11 protein-coding genes are annotated in these 14,499 nt (G+C 72.5%); 6 read left to right on the plus strand and 5 right to left on the minus strand.

Annotation, left to right across the window (positions count from 1 at the left end; genetic code table 11):
• Positions 1 to 213 precede the first annotated feature (213 nt).
• Positions 214 to 3,177: an NACHT domain-containing protein gene (locus ACIPTO_RS27690; RefSeq protein WP_401196495.1), complete on the plus strand. Its 2,964-nt coding sequence runs from the start codon at positions 214 to 216 to the stop codon at positions 3,175 to 3,177.
• 70 nt (positions 3,178 to 3,247) lie between these two features.
• Here ACIPTO_RS27690 and mtnK read toward each other — a convergent pair whose 3' ends face one another.
• The 4 genes from mtnK to ACIPTO_RS27710 are packed head-to-tail and all read right to left on the minus strand — an operon-like array spanning position 3,248 to position 8,152.
• Positions 3,248 to 4,408 carry an S-methyl-5-thioribose kinase gene (mtnK, locus tag ACIPTO_RS27695; protein WP_366321347.1) on the minus strand — a complete coding sequence of 387 codons (1,161 nt, stop codon included), beginning with the start codon at positions 4,406 to 4,408 and terminating at the stop codon, positions 3,248 to 3,250.
• A 22-nt stretch (positions 4,409 to 4,430) separates the two neighbouring features.
• Positions 4,431 to 5,477 carry an ABC transporter permease gene (locus ACIPTO_RS27700; RefSeq protein ID WP_366321349.1) on the minus strand — a complete coding sequence of 349 codons (1,047 nt, stop codon included), beginning with the start codon at positions 5,475 to 5,477 and terminating at the stop codon, positions 4,431 to 4,433.
• 49 nt (positions 5,478 to 5,526) lie between these two features.
• The gene (locus ACIPTO_RS27705) at positions 5,527 to 7,068 is read right to left on the minus strand and encodes a sugar ABC transporter ATP-binding protein (protein WP_401196499.1); all 1,542 of its coding nucleotides are present in this window, start codon (positions 7,066 to 7,068) and stop codon (positions 5,527 to 5,529) included.
• On the minus strand, positions 7,055 to 8,152 hold the full coding sequence (locus ACIPTO_RS27710) for a substrate-binding domain-containing protein (RefSeq protein ID WP_366321353.1): 1,098 nt from the start codon (positions 8,150 to 8,152) through the stop codon (positions 7,055 to 7,057). Before ACIPTO_RS27710 ends, ACIPTO_RS27705 begins: the two co-directional genes overlap by 14 nt.
• A 438-nt stretch (positions 8,153 to 8,590) precedes the next feature.
• Here ACIPTO_RS27710 and ACIPTO_RS27715 point away from each other — a divergent pair, with 438 nt between their 5' ends.
• Genes ACIPTO_RS27715 through mtnB form a run of 3 tightly spaced genes read left to right on the plus strand, consistent with a single transcriptional unit; the run spans position 8,591 to position 10,517 of the window.
• Complete coding sequence (locus ACIPTO_RS27715) at positions 8,591 to 9,190, plus strand: cupin (RefSeq protein ID WP_366321355.1); 600 nt, start codon at positions 8,591 to 8,593, stop codon at positions 9,188 to 9,190.
• Positions 9,187 to 9,912 carry an acireductone synthase gene (gene mtnC, locus ACIPTO_RS27720; RefSeq protein WP_401196503.1) on the plus strand — a complete coding sequence of 242 codons (726 nt, stop codon included), beginning with the start codon at positions 9,187 to 9,189 and terminating at the stop codon, positions 9,910 to 9,912. The genes ACIPTO_RS27715 and mtnC overlap by 4 nt, the downstream gene beginning before the upstream one ends.
• Positions 9,909 to 10,517: a methylthioribulose 1-phosphate dehydratase gene (mtnB, locus tag ACIPTO_RS27725; protein ID WP_401196506.1), complete on the plus strand. Its 609-nt coding sequence runs from the start codon at positions 9,909 to 9,911 to the stop codon at positions 10,515 to 10,517. Before mtnC ends, mtnB begins: the two co-directional genes overlap by 4 nt.
• A gap of 84 nt (positions 10,518 to 10,601) precedes the next feature.
• On the opposite strand, the gene mtnA is transcribed toward mtnB, so the two are convergent.
• A complete protein-coding gene (gene mtnA / locus ACIPTO_RS27730; protein ID WP_366321361.1) occupies positions 10,602 to 11,633 on the minus strand; it encodes an S-methyl-5-thioribose-1-phosphate isomerase in 1,032 nt (343 codons plus the stop codon).
• A 309-nt stretch (positions 11,634 to 11,942) separates the two neighbouring features.
• Here mtnA and ACIPTO_RS27735 point away from each other — a divergent pair, with 309 nt between their 5' ends.
• Together ACIPTO_RS27735 and ACIPTO_RS27740 are read left to right on the plus strand one after the other, a co-directional pair.
• The gene (locus ACIPTO_RS27735) at positions 11,943 to 12,995 is read left to right on the plus strand and encodes a BMP family ABC transporter substrate-binding protein (protein ID WP_366321363.1); all 1,053 of its coding nucleotides are present in this window, start codon (positions 11,943 to 11,945) and stop codon (positions 12,993 to 12,995) included.
• The gene (locus ACIPTO_RS27740) at positions 12,976 to 14,499 is read left to right on the plus strand and encodes an ABC transporter ATP-binding protein (protein WP_401196510.1); all 1,524 of its coding nucleotides are present in this window, start codon (positions 12,976 to 12,978) and stop codon (positions 14,497 to 14,499) included. Before ACIPTO_RS27735 ends, ACIPTO_RS27740 begins: the two co-directional genes overlap by 20 nt.

Consider the following 14,499-nt stretch of genomic DNA (forward strand, 5'->3'; position numbering starts at 1 on the left):
CGGTTCCCGGTCGGGAGCCGCCCCTCGGTCGTACCCGGAGCCGCCGCTCGCCGGTACCGGTGGTTCACGCTTCCGCACGCCCCTGCGGTGATTCCGCGCGCTCCGTCAGACGGGTTGGCGACCGGCGGTTCGCGGGCCCGCCGGGCCGTTAGAACAGTTGGCTCCCGACAGAAACGGTCGGGGCATGGGGTCCGGCCCGGGGAGCAGCGGCGTATGCAAGGTGGATGGCACAGTGCGCGGGTCCGGCGGCGGCTCGGCTACGCCGTGTGCGGAGGCGCGCTCGCGGCGCTGGCCGCCGTGCTGCGGCTGTGGTGGCAGGACGCGGCCACCGCGGGGGTGCTGGTGTCGGCGATCGGCGCGTTCGTGTCGGTCGCGGCGCTCGTCGCCGACATGCTGCGCGGCGACGCCGATCCGGCCCCCCGTTCCGCCGACGAGGACCGCCGCCGGGCCGCCGACGCGCTCGCCGAGGCCGTACGGGAGCAGTGGGCCGCCGAGGCGAGGCTGCGGCGGCTTCAGGACCCGGCCCCGCTGGACGTGGCCTGGGCACCGGCGGACCGGTGGCTGGCGGATCACCCGGAGAACATCAGGCGACTCAGGCCGCTGCCCGCGCCCCGTGGGCAGCGGATCGAGGACGTCACCGGGTCGTTCGCCGCGCTGCCCGGCCGGCGGCTGGTGGTCCTGGGCGGTCCCGGCTCGGGCAAGAGCGTGCTGGCGATGCGGTTCGTGCTGGGGCGGCTGGCCGCGCGGCGGCCCGGCGGACCGGTGCCGGTGATCTTCCCGCTGGCGGGCTGGGACCCCCGGCGCACCGGGCTGCGCGACTGGCTCGCCGAGCGGCTGGCCGCCGAGCACCGCCCGCTGGCCGCCGCGACCGACCTGCGGCACACCCTCGCCCGGGGCCTTCTGGACGCCGGGCTGGTGCTGCCGGTCCTCGACGGCTTCGACGAACTGCCGCGCCCGGTCTACGGGGAGGCGGTACGCCGGATCAACGCCGAACTCGACGACGATCTCCCGCTGTTGCTCACCAGCCGGGCCAAGGCGTGGGCGAAGGCGGTGACCGAGGGCGATGTGCTGACCGGCGCCGAAGTGGTCGAACTGCGCCCTCTCGGCCTCGCGCAGGCCGGAGCCCATCTGGAGCGCACGGCACGGCCGTTGCGCACGGCGGAGGGCGGGACGGAGACCGTGTGGACACCCGTGCTGCGGGAACTCACGGCCCGGCCGCACTGCCCGGCGGCACGGGCGCTGACCACTCCCCTGATGGTGGCGCTGGCCCGCGCGGTCTACGGCGACACGTCCCGGGACCCGTCCGAACTGCTGGACCCGGACCGCTTCGCGACCGCGGAGGCCGTCGAGGAGCATCTGCTCGGGGCGTTCGTGCCTGCCGCGTTCGGGGACGCCGGGCCGCCCGCGACCGATGCGGCGGTACGCCGACTCACGCTGCTGGCACGGGAGTTGGAGCGACGCGGCACCGGCAGGCTGGCGTGGTGGGAGCTGGAGTCGATGCTGCCGCGGGCCGTCTCCGTCCTGGCGCCGGGCCTGCTGGCGCTGGCCCTGCTGTCGTTGGTGGTGCTGCCGGTCACGGTGGTGCGCGCGGCGGACGAGCTGGCGGGCGCGGCGGATCTCACGTCGGTGCTGGCCACGCTCGTCGGGCAGACGGCGGGCTTCGCGTTCGGGGAGGCGTTCCTGCTCCCGTCCGGGGACGCCCCGGCGAACCGGCGGACCCTCGCCCGCCGGACCCTGATCACCGCCGGTGTGAGCGCGCTGCTGTGGGCGGGCTTCGCCTACGCCGACGATCTGCGGTTCGGTTTCCGCTTCGGCGCGGTCACGGACGGCTGGGTGCCCGATCTCCTCGGCGGATGTCTCTTCTCGCTGCTGTTCACCCTGTTCTTCGGCACCGCCGGGCTGTCCCGCCACCCGGTGCCGCTCTCGCTGCCCTGGAGCGGCGGCGCGGCACGCGTGGTGGCCCGGGTCTGCGGGGCCGTCCTGTCGCTGGGCGGGCTCGGCCTGGCGTGCGCGGTGGCAGCCGGCCGGTCCGGGAACCCGTGGACCGGACTGGTCGGCATCACCTGCGCGGGAGCGGGCGCGGCCCTGCTGACGAGCGGTGGCCGCCGGGCGGGGCAGGACCTCGCGCATCCGGCCCGGTCCGGCCGCGTCGCCCGGCGCTTCGCGACGGGAGCGGTCCGCGGTACGGCCGCCGCGCTGCTGATCGGGGTCACCGCCTGCACGGTCGCGGGGCTGACGGCCACCGGGGTGACCCTGCTCAAGTCCGGTTCCACGGGCGGCCTTTCGGGCCGGACGATCGCGGGCTGGAGCTTCGCGCAGCGCTCCGGCCTGCGAACGGCGACCACCACCCGTGTGCTGCGCGGCACCCTGCTCCTCCCCGGCGGCGGAGCCCAACCGATCGCCTACCCCGAGGGCGTCCAGCCCCCCGACTGCGCGCTCCCGCTGCTCGCCGACCGCCGCTGCGTCCCGTTCACCGCGCGGAGCACGGTCTTCGAGTCGAGGGACGGCGCGGTGGTGGTCCGCCTCGCCGTCGGCGGGGCGGGCGCGCCGACGACGGCCTACGCCGCGAACCTGCGGTCCGTGCTGCCGACGGCGGCCCGCGGCTGGCTCACCGCGGGACCGCCGGCGGGTGTGCTCCGGCGCTGTCTGCCGCCGCTGATGGCGGGCGGGGTGCTGGTCGGGATCGTGGGCGGCTGCGTGTGCGGGGTCTATCGCGCGCTGAGCGTCCCGTCCGACGTGATGCGCGCGGCGGGCCCCGGTTCGTCCCTGCGGACGGACCGCGCGGCGTCGTTCACCCGTGGCGGACTGGTCGCGCTGCTGGTGGCCGCGGTCTGCGTTCCGGTGGTGGCGCTGCCCGGCGACTGGGGCGGACTGGTGCACATCGGCACCCAGTTGTGGCTGCCGCTGGGCTCGGCGGCGCTCGCGCTGAGCGCCTGGGGCCGCTTCGCCGTGGCCCGCGCCTGGCTCGCGGCGACGGGCCGGATGCCGTGGCGCCTGATGACGTTCCTGGAGGACACCCACCGCCGCGGTGTCCTGCGGCAGTCCGGCGCGGGGTTCGAGTTCCGGCACCAGCGGCTCCAGTCCCATCTGGCGGGCCGCGTCACGGCCCCGGTGGTCACCGCCTCCGCGACGGAAGGGCCTTCGCGACCGCGTGCGTCGCAGGACAGGTCGGTGTAGCCGGGGCGGGGCCGGATCGGGCGCACCGTCGCCCGGTCGGCCCGGCTCCCGCCCGCCGACGCTCGCTCGCTCAGACCAACGTCCGCACGGCCTCCGGCGACGTCAGCTCCGCGCGCCGCACGATCAGTTCGCGCCCCAGCAGCAGTGTCCGCCGGGACGCCGGGACCGGATCGGGCAGCGTCGTCAGGTCGGTCAGATGGGCGAAGCCGATGATGCGGCGGACCGTCTCCGTGCCGGCGTAGCCGACGGCGTCGGTCCAGACGCGGGTGAGGAAGCGGTCGAGGTAGGCGTCGTCGAAGAAGGTGTCGACCCGGGTCGGCCAGAGGCGGCGGAACTCGGTCTCGAACGCCTGCCAGGACAGGGCGAGTTGGTCGGCGTGGTCGGACAGCGTGCCCAGTTCGCGGGCCCGTTGCTCGGACACGAGCACGTTGGCCCAGTACAGGCCGAGGTCGTAGCCGATCGGGCCGACGAAGGAGAACTCGGGGTCGAAGACCCTTACCACCGGGGCGCCTTCGCGTTCGCCGACCATGACGCTGCCCGTGTGCAGGTCGCCGTGGAGGAGGGCCTGCGCGCCGGTCATGAAGGTGTGGCGGAGGTCGGCGACCTCCGTGCGCAGCCGGGCGTCGGCGCGGAAGGCGGCGGCCAGGTCCGTCAACTCCGGGAGCCAGTGGTTGTGTTCGTGCTCCAGGTACGGTTCGGACAGCACCACGTCCTCGGTGATCTTGCACAGCTCGGGGCTCACCGAGGCCGCGATCAGCGCCTTGCGCTCGGCGGACGGCATGCCGAAGTCACTGGTCGCGAAGGCGAGTTGGGCGACGAACTCGCCGATCCGCGCCGAGGTGCCGGGTCCGTAGGGCGCGCCGTCGTTGAGGACCGTGCGCAGGACCTCCAGGTCGGACATGTCCTCCATGACGAGGGCGTAGTTGTCGGCGTCGTAGCCGTGGATCGCCGGGATCTTGTCGGGGGCGACCCGCGCGACCTGTTCGTAGGCGCGGGCCTCGGCGTCGGCGCGCTCGGGGCTCATCGGCCAGGAGGGTCCGGCGACCCGCACCCAGGGCAGCGCCTGCTTCACGGCGAGGCTGCGGGTGCCGTCGGCGGAGGAGGCGAGGAAGACCCGGTTCATGTTGCCGTCCGACACCTCGCGGACGTGGATGTCGCTCACGTCCGCCCAGTGGCCGCGCTCGTGCAGGTAACCGGGGATGTCGTCGGTCTCCAGGATGCGGTAGCCCATCGTACGAACTCCTCGAACTTCCTTATGCGGTGCGGCGCTTGGACAGGGTGAAGCTGAAGACCAGGGCGAGGATGAGGACCGCGCCCTCGACGACGTCCTGGGTGTAGTACGGCAGGCCCTTGATGGTCAGTCCGGTGGTGATGATGCCGATCAGCACCGCGCCGAGGGCCGTGCCCCAGACGTTGGGGCGGCCCCGGCCGAGCACCGAGGTGCCGACGAGGGCGACGGCCACCGCCTCCAGCAGCTGGGACGTGCCGGCGGACACGTCTCCCTGGCCGATCCGGGACGCCAGGATCAGGCCGCCGACGGAGGCGAGGACGCCGGAGAGGACGTAGGCGAGGGCCCGGTAGGCGCCGACGCGGATGCCCGCGAGGCGGGAGGCCTCGGGGTTGGCGCCGATGGCGTACAGGACGCGGCCCCAGCGGGTGCGGGCCAGGAACACCCAGGCGACGACGGTCAGCGCGGCGAAGACGAGGACCGAGACGGGGATGCCGAGGAGTGTGCCGCGGTCGATGCGCAGGAAGCCGTCGGTGAACTTCCCGGGGGCCGTGCTGCCGTCGGACTCGGTCATGCCCGCGGAGATGGACTGGCCGTCGACCAGGATGAGTTTGGTGCCCTGGATGACGAACATCGTGCCGAGCGTGGCGAGCATGTCCGGGATCTTCATGACGACGATCAGCAGCGCGTTCAGCAGTCCGGCGAGCGCGCCCGCCGCGAGCACGGCGAGGATCGCGACCGTGCCGACCTGGTTGTACGTGACCATCGTCTTGGCGGCGACGGTGACCCCGAGCCCGGCGACCGCGCCGACGGACATGTCCATGCCGCCGACGGCCATGGTGAGGGTGACGCCGAGTCCGAGGATCGCGGCGACGGAGACGTACCGCAGGGTGTCGAGCATCGTCGCCGACTCCCGGAAGGAGCCCTCGCTCAGCGCGAAGTACAGGAAGAGCGCGACCGTGACGAAGATGAAGCCGTACTTGATGACGGCGTTCTGGACGCGCGGGCCGAGGGCGTCCGCGGGCCCGGCCGGCGGCTTCGTGGGGACCTCGGTGCTCTGGGTGGTGGTCATGGCGTACTTCCTGCCGTGGCTTCGGGTGCGGCTTGGTGCGGGGCGGGCATCAGACGGAGGCCGAGATGGTCTGGATCACGCGGTCGCGTTCCGCGTCCTCGCCGTACGCGTCGAGGTGGATCTCGCCGGCGGCCAGCACGACGACCCGGTCGGCGATCTCCAGGACCTCGTCCACGTCGGCGGAGAGGACGAGCACGGCCGCACCCTCGGCGGCCAGCGCACGCGCCCGGCGCCCGATGTCGCGCCGCGCGCCGATGTCCACTCCCCGGAACGGCTCGTCCAGGATGAGGACACGCGGGGTCTCGGCGAGCCAGCGGCCGACGACGACCTTCTGCTGGTTGCCGCCGGAGAGCTCCTCGACCGCGCTGTGCTCGTCGCGGGCAACGACCCCGAGCGCGTCGATGGTCCCGCGGCCGAGGGCGTCCTCCCGCCCGGTGTTCACGAGCCCGGCCCGGGAGAGGGACTTGAGGAACGGCAGCGAGATGTTCTGCGCCACCGACCAGCCGGGGACGAGCGCGTCGGCGTGCCGGTCCTCGGGGACGAGGTGGACACCGGCGCGGATCGCGTCGGAGGGGCGGCGGGGCGCGTACCGCCCGCCGTCGAGTTCGACCGTGCCGCCGGTGAAGGGCTCGGCGCCGAACAGGCCGCGAGCGAGTTCGGTCTTGCCCGCGCCCAACAGGCCTACGACGCCGGTGACTTCACCGGCGCGCAGGTCCAGGTCGAGGGGCGCGCGGCCGTCGAGGAGGTGGACGCCGCGCAGGCCGAGGACGACCTCCCCGCGCGCGCCGTCGCGCTGCGGCCGGGCGCTGGTCGCCTCGTGGGCCTGGGCGAGCATCGCGCGCAGGGCGCTCTCCCAGTCGAAGGGCTTGACCTGGTCGTCGGTGAGACCGCCGTCCCGCAGGACGACCAGCCGGTCGGCGAGCGCGTCGATCTCGCCGAGGCGGTGGGAGACGTAGAGGACCGCGATGCCCTCGTCGCGCATCCGCTCGACGAGGGCGAAGAGCCGCTCGGCCTCGGTGGCGGAGAGTGCCGAGGTCGGTTCGTCGAGGATGAGCAGCCGGGGCCGGGTGGCGAGCGCGCGGGCCAGGATCAGCAACTGGCGGTCGGAGATGCCCAGTTCGGTGACGTCCCGGCGCAACACGGCGTCGCTCCAGCCGAGTCCGAGCGCGGCCTGGATCTCGCGGGCGCGGGCCAGCACGCGGCGGCCGTTGAGGAACGGGTTGCCGCGGCGCTGGGCCAGTTCCTCGAAGGTCAGGTTCTCGGCGACGGTGAGGCCGGGCACGATGCCCTCGCCGATCCGCTGGTGGACGGTCTGGATGCCCAACTGCCGGGCGGCGAGCGGCGACCGGAGGGCTGCGGGCTCCCCCGCGACCCGCACCTCACCCCCGTGGTCCGTGTGCACGCCGGACAGGATCTTGATCAGCGTGGACTTGCCCGCGCCGTTCGCGCCGAGCAGCGCGACGACGCTGCCCGGTGCGATGTCCAGGGAGACGGAGGCCAGTACCGTCTTGCCGCCGAAGGCCATGCTGACGTCGTGGAGCGAGACCGCGGCGGCGGACCTCGCGTGGGCGGGCTTGTCAGTGGGCGACATTGGGGATCCAGTCCGCGGTGCTCACCTTGGAGAGGTTCAGGGCGGGCAGGGCGGCGCGCAGCTGGTCCATGTTCTCGATCTTGTTCTTGCGCAGGAAGTCCTGGGTGATGGCGACGGCCGGGAAGTCGACCGAGGTCTTGTTCAGCTGACCGGCCAGTTCCAGGGCGGCCGTGCGGACGACGGCCGCGCCGACCGCCGACGGGTCCGTGCCCGCGGTGGCGACCCAGGGGCTGTCCGTGGCGGTCATGTTCTGGATGTCGGCGTTGGAGACGTCGGCGCCGAACACCTTCACCTTGTTCTGGAGCTTCTTGTTCTGCACGGCGAGGACGGTGCCCTTGGCCAGTTCGTCGTAGGGGGCGAACACGCCCACCACGTCGGAGTGCTGGGTCAGCGCGGCGGAGACCAGCGGCACGTTGTCGGTGGCCGTGGAGTCGGTGACCTTGCCGACCTTGAACTGCTGCTTCCAGCCGTTGGCGTCGACGGCGGTCTTCCAGACGGAGTTGCGCTTGTCGAGTGCCGCGTAGCCGGCCACGTTGACGTAGCCGACCTTGGCGTTCTCGCCGACCGTCTTGGCCATCACGTCGAGGACGGCCTTCGCCATGCTGGCGTCGTCCTGTTCGGTGCTGACCACGGACTTGTTGGTCTGGTCGACGTCGTAGACGACGACCTTGATGCCCTTCTTCACGGCCTGGTCGATCTCGGGCTGGATCGTCGAGGGGAAGCCGTGGTCGACGATGATCGCCTGCGCGCCGGAGTTGATGGCCGAGGACAGGTCGGTGGCCTGCTTGGCGTTGTCGGCCTGCGCGTCGTACACCGTCAGGTCGATGCCGAGCGCCTTGGCCTGCGCCTTCGCGCCGTTGCCCCACTGCTCGAAGTAGTCGCCCGCGCCGCTCTGCCGCACGAGCGCCACCTTGACGGTGCCCTTGCTGAAGGGGGCCGGCTTGGTGCCCGTGGCGGCCGAGGCCGAGGCGGCGGTGTCGGCGGTGGTCTTCGACGCGTCCGTGGACTGCGAGCAGCCGGCCAGGAGGAGGGCGGAGACGGAGGCCAGTGAGAGCGCGGCGAGGGGGACGCGGGTGCGGGACATGAGGGGCTCCAGGTGCGGGATGGCGCAGTAGGGGTGAAGGCGGGGCGTGCGTGACCCGGAGCGTGGGAAGGGAATGAGCCACCACGGACGGGTGGTGGACCGCGGCGGCGAGGGCTCGCGGTGCTCCGGATGTGGTCAGCGACAGCTGGCTGTGGTCGACCGGAGCAAGTCCACGTACAGCCGCCGCACGAGCAGCAGCGTCTTCATGGGGAGATCATGAGAATGATGTCGGCCATCGGTCAAAGGGGTGGAAGCGGTTTCTCACCAGGTGAGACAACGACTACGTCACATCCGGCCCGTTCACCGACCGCGGTTACCATCACATAACCGGCCCCGCCCTGGTAGGGCGGACGGTGGCCCACCCCTTCGGTTCCCTCGTCGGTCCGTTGCCCGTCTCGGCATCCGGACATCCCCTCCCACCTTTCCGGAGTTGCTCCCATGACCCTGCTCACCACCTGGTCCGAGTCCGGCCCCGAGACCCTCGTGCGCCGTACCGCCGACCCCGTCGAGATCGCCGCCGCGCTCGCCCCGATCGGTGTGCGCTACGAGCAGTGGCCGATCCGCGAGGACGTCCCGGCCGACGCCGACAGCGACACCGTGTTCGCCGCGTACGGCCCGGAGATCGACAAGCTCAACGCCGAAGAGGGCTTCACCACCGTCGACGTGCTCGGTCTGCACCCCAGCGACGACCCGGAGTACCCGGCGAAGGCGGCCGGCGCCCGCGCGAAGTTCCTCCAGGAGCACACGCACGACGACGATGACGAGGTCCGCTTCTTCGTCTCCGGCTCCGGCATCTTCTACCTGCACGTGAACGGCGAGGTGCACGCCGTCTACTGCGAGAAGGGCGACCTGCTGGGCGTGCCGCGCGGCACCACCCACTGGTTCGACATGGGCACCAGGCCCGCCTTCACCGCGATCCGCTTCTTCCACGAGGAGGACGGCTGGATCGGCAACTTCACCGGCTCGACCATCGCCTCGCGCTTCCCCGACTACGACGCGATCGACGCGGGCTACCAGCGGGACAAGGCCGCCGCGTGACCTCGCGGTTCACCGTGGACGCCGTGGTGCTCGACATCGAGGGCACCACGAGCGCCACGGGATTCGTCGTCGACGTCCTCTACCCGTACTCCCGCTCGCGCTTCGCCGCCCTGCTCGCCGAGCGGGCCGACGACCCGGCCGTGGCCCGGGCGATCACGCAGGTCCGCGAGCTGACGGGCGACCAGGACGCGGACGCCGCGCGGATCGAGAAGACCCTCAACGCCTGGCTCGACGAGGACCGCAAGGCCACGCCCCTCAAGACCCTCCAGGGCATCATCTGGTCCGAGGGCTTCGCCCGCGGCGACCTCGTCTCGCACTTCTACGACGACGTCGTACCGGCCCTGCGCGCCTGGCACACGGCGGGCGTGCGGCTGTACGTCTACTCGTCCGGCTCGGTCGCCGCGCAGCGCGCGTGGTTCACCGCCAGCCCGGAGGGCGACCTCCTGCCGCTGGTCTCCGGTCTCTACGACACCGAGAACGCCGGACCCAAGCAGGAGCCGGAGTCGTACCGCCGTATCGCGGAGGCGACCGGCGTCGAGCCGTCCCGGCTGCTCTTCCTCTCCGACCGGCCCGGCGAACTCGACGCGGCCGTGGCCGCGGGGTGGCACGCCGTAGGAGTACGGCGGCCGGGCGAACCGTATTTCGAGCAGGGCGTCGGCGACCACGCGGAGGCGGCGGCGTTCGACGAGATCGGCATCACCAGTTCAAGGAGCAGCACGTGACCACCGAAGCCACCGCACCCGACCTGACGGAGGCCGGCGCGGTCCTCGCCGCCGAGTCCGCCCGTTTCGCCTCCTTCGGCTGGATGCGGGGGACCTCCGGGAACCTGTCCGTGGTGCTGTCCCGGGACCCGCTGCGGCTGGCCGTGACGGCGAGCGGCCACGACAAGGGTGAACTGACGCCCGCCGACGTGGTGCTGGTGGACGGACAGGGCGCGGCCGTGCGGGGCGGCAAGCCGTCCGCGGAGGCCGAACTGCACGCCCGGGTCGCCGCGTTGACCGGCGCCGGCGCGGTGGTCCATGTGCACACGGTGGCGTCCGTCGCGATGGGACGCCGGGAGCCGGGCGGGATCGTCTTCAAGGACGTCGAGATGCTGAAGGGTGTCGGCCAGCCCGCGCACGACGTCGAGGTGACGCTGCCGGTCATCGCCAACAGCCAGGACATGAAGGTGCTCGGGGACCGGCTGGAGGCGGCGCGGGATCCTCGGATGCCGGCCGTCGTCGTCGCCGGGCACGGGCTGTACGTGTGGGGCGACGATCCGCGTCAGGCCCGGCACCACACCGAAGTGGTCGAGTGGTTGCTGGAGTTGGAGCTCACGCAGCGCTGACCGCGAGGAGAAAAGGAGAAGGGGACCCCTGGCGTTCGCCGGAGAGAGTCCCCTTCTGCTTTGGCTGTGCTTCTTCCGTGCCCTCTACTTCAGGCGGTCGCCCGGGAGTTCGCCCGCCGACACTTCCAGCACGCCCCGCTCCGTGACCAGGCCGGTCACCAGACGACCCGGTGTGACGTCGAACGCGGGGTTGTGCCCGCGCGACCGGGCCGGCGCCGTGCGGACTCCGGCCCACTCCAACACCTCGTCCTCGCCCCGGAGTTCGATGTGGATGTCGTCGCCGGTGGCCGTCGAGAGGTCGACCGTGGTGGTCGGGGCCGCCACCAGGAACGGGATGCCGGCGTCCGCGCAGGCCAGGGCCACGCCCACCGTGCCCACCTTGTTCGCGGTGTCGCCGTTGGCGGCGATACGGTCCGCGCCGACGACGGCCGCGTCGACCTCGCCGCGCAGGATGGTGCCGGCCGCGGCGCCGTCCGCCTGGACGTAGTGCGGGATGCCTTCCTGGACCAACTCCCAGGCGGTCAGGCGTGATCCCTGGAGCAGCGGGCGGGTCTCGTCGACGTGGACGACCTCCACGAGTCCCCGCGCGTGGAGTTCGCGGACGACGCCGAGTGCGGTGCCCCAGCCCGCGGTGGCCAGCGCGCCGGTGTTGCAGTGCGTCAGAAGCCTCAACGGCCGGTCCGCGCCGACCCTTTGGACCAGCCAGTCGGCGCCGAACACACCCATCGCACGGTTGGCGGCGACGTCCTCGCGCTGGACGGCGGCGGCCTCGTCGAGGACCGCGTCGAGGCCCTCGTCGAAGCGGGTCATGACCCGGTCCACGCACACCATGAGGTTCACCGCGGTGGGGCGGGCCTCGCGGACGCGGGCGACGGCGGCGCGGGTCTCGGCCTCCGTCCAGCCCTCCCGCTCGCCCTGGATGAGCGCGATGGCCACGCCGTACGCGCCGGCCGCGCCGATCGCGGGGGCGCCGCGCACCACGAGGCGCTGGATCGCGTCGACCAGGGTGTCCACATCGTGGACAGCCACCGTCTCGCTGCGGTGCGGAAGCAGGGTCTGGTCTATGAGCGCGAGGCCGCTCCCGGTCCAGTCGACGGCACGCAATTCCTGGGACATAACGCGATACTCCAGCCGTTCCGATGGTGTCGGACACCGTACATGACCTGGCCGAACCACAGTTCGAGACAGTCGAGCAGGTGTCTCAAAAGGAATGTTAAAGTCCAGCACCCGCAGCCCGAAGGCCGAGCCGAAGGAGGACGTGTGCTGCTCACCGTGCGCCGTTTCCTCGATCACGGCCGCTGCGCGAGCGACTGCTGTCGACGCTGACCTGTCCCTCTCGCGTCCACTCCTCGTCTCCCCCTGTCTCGCCATCTGGTCGCACGCGCTCCCGCCGGAGCGCGCCTTGCCGCACCCCGGAAGGTCCCCATGCTCCGCAGATCACGTCGCACCCTGCGGCTCGTCGCCGCCACCTCGCTCATGGTCATCGCCGCCACCGCCTGCAACGCGGCCGCGAAGACCGACGCCTCGGACAGCGCGAGCGGCGGGAGCGGCACGTCGTTCACGCTGGTCACGCCGGACGCCGTCGGACAGAACGAGTTCCTGAAGCTGGCCGTCACCGGCGTGAAGTCCGCCGCGAAGACCCACGACGGAACCGCGAAGGTCTACCAGTCGACGGACACCGCGTCCCAGCAGCAGAACGTGCAGGCCGCCGTGGACGCGGGCCCCCGTGTGATCGTGCTGGTCGGCTTCGAGTTCGCGGACCTCGTGGCACAGCAGGCGAAGGCGCACCCCAAGCAGCAGTTCCTGATGATCGACGCGTGCACGACGAAGACGTACGCGAACGTCACGTGCGCGGTGTTCCGTGAGCACGAGGGTGTCTATCTCGCGGGCGCCGAGGCCGGGCTGCTCAGCAGGAGCGGCAAGGTCGGCGCGGTGGACGTGCTCGACACTCCCCAGTTCCGGCGCTACAGCGACCCGTTCGCGGCAGGTGCCGAGAAGGTCGCGGCGAAGACGTCCGCGTCGACGCGGTTCGTCGGCGGCCAGTCCCCGTTCGACGACTCGGCGCGCGCCAAGGAGCAGGCCAACTCCCTGCTCGCCAAGGGCACCGACCAGATCATGGCAGCGGCGGCGGCCGGCAACTACGGCGTGTTCGAGGCCGCGAAGGCCAAGGGCGCGTTCGCGTACGGCGTCGACGTCAACCAGTGCGTCTCCTCCCCCGGCACGGTCGTCGACAACGTGATCAAGAAGACGGACGTCGCGGTGGAGAAGGGCGTGGAGCAGGTCCTCGCGGGCAGCACCGGCACCTCCGTGTCGTACGGCCTGAAGGAGGGCGGCATCAGCCTCACCGGCCTGGAGGCGGGCGTCGACTCGTCGACGTGCGTGATCGCCCGGCACAAGGACGTCCTCACGAAGGTCAGGGCGCTGCGCGACCAGATCGTCTCCGGGAAGCTCAAGGTCGATGACCCCGCCGCAGGCTGAGCCGGCGGTCGAGCTGCGGGGCATCACCAAGCGGTTCCCCGGCACGCTCGCCAACGACTCCGTCGACCTGACCGTCCGGCGCGGCGAGATCCACGCCCTCATGGGCGAGAACGGCGCCGGGAAGTCCACCCTCATGTCGGTCCTCTACGGCATGGAGCGCGCCGACGCCGGGTCCGTCCGGATCGACGGGCGCGAGGTGTCGTTCGGCGACCCGAGCGCCGCGATGGCCGCCGGGCTCGGCATGGTCCACCAGAGCTTCAAGCTGTTCGACTCGCTGACGGTCGCCGAGAACGTCGTCTACGCCGCCGAGCCGCGCCGGTTCGGCCTGGTGGACCGGGCCGCGGCCCGCCGCCGGGTGCGCGAGCTGGCGGCGGAGCACGGGCTCGCCGTCGATCCGGACGCCCGGGTCGGCGAGCTGCCCGTCGGGCTGCGGCAGCGCGTGGAGATCCTGAAGCTGCTGCACCGGGGCGCCCGCACGCTGATCCTCGACGAGCCGACGGCGGTGCTCACGCCGGCCGAGGCGGACGCCCTGTTCGCGGTCCTCAAGTCGCTGGCCGCGCAGGGCCGTACGGTGATCCTTGTCACGCACAAGCTGCGCGAGGTCCTCGAAGGCAGCGACCACGTGACCGTGCTGCGGGACGGCCGGGTGGTCGCCCGCCTGGTCACCGCGGACACCTCCGCCGACGAGATCGCGGCCGCGATGACCGGTCGCGCGGTCGACCTGGACCGCGTCCACCCGCCCGGGACACCCGGTGACGTCGTCCTGGACGTGAGGGACCTCACCACGGACGCCGTCCACGGAGTGGGACTCACCGTCCACGCCGGGGAGATCGTGGGCATCGCGGGTGTCGCGGGCAACGGCCAGAGCGAGCTGATCGAAGCCCTGGCCGGGCTGCGGCCGGTCGCCTCCGGACGGGTCGCGCTGCAGGGCCGGGACATCACCCACGCCTCGGCCGCCGAACGCCGCGCGCGGGGCCTCGCCTACGTCCCGGAGGACCGGCACGCGGTCGGTACGGCACCGGCGGCGTCCGTCGCGGACAACCTCGCGATGGGCCATCACCGAACGTCCCTGTCCAGCAGGGGACTTCTGCCGCCCGCGGCCGTACGCGCCCACGCCGGGCGGCTGATCGAGCGGTTCGGCATCAAGGCGGCCACCCCCGAGGTGCCCGCCTCCGCGCTGTCCGGCGGCAATCTGCAGAAGCTGCTGATCGGCCGCGAACTCGCCCACGAGGCACCGCTGTTGCTGGTCGAGCAGCCCACGCGCGGGGTCGACATCGGCGCCATCCAGAACATCCACGACCAGATCGTCGCCCACCGGAACGCCGGTCGGGCGGTCCTCCTCGTCTCCGCCGAACTCAGTGAGATCCGGGGCCTCGCGGACCGGGTCCTCGTGCTGTACGAGGGCCGGGTCACGGCGGCATACCCGAAGGACGAGGCGGACGAACGGACGCTGGGACTCGCCATGGCGGGCGGGTCGGCGGTCCCGACGGAGGCCCTCGACTGA

The sequence above is a fragment of the Streptomyces sp. NPDC090083 genome, assembly GCF_044747445.1.
In the GTDB taxonomy this organism is placed as follows: domain Bacteria; phylum Actinomycetota; class Actinomycetes; order Streptomycetales; family Streptomycetaceae; genus Streptomyces.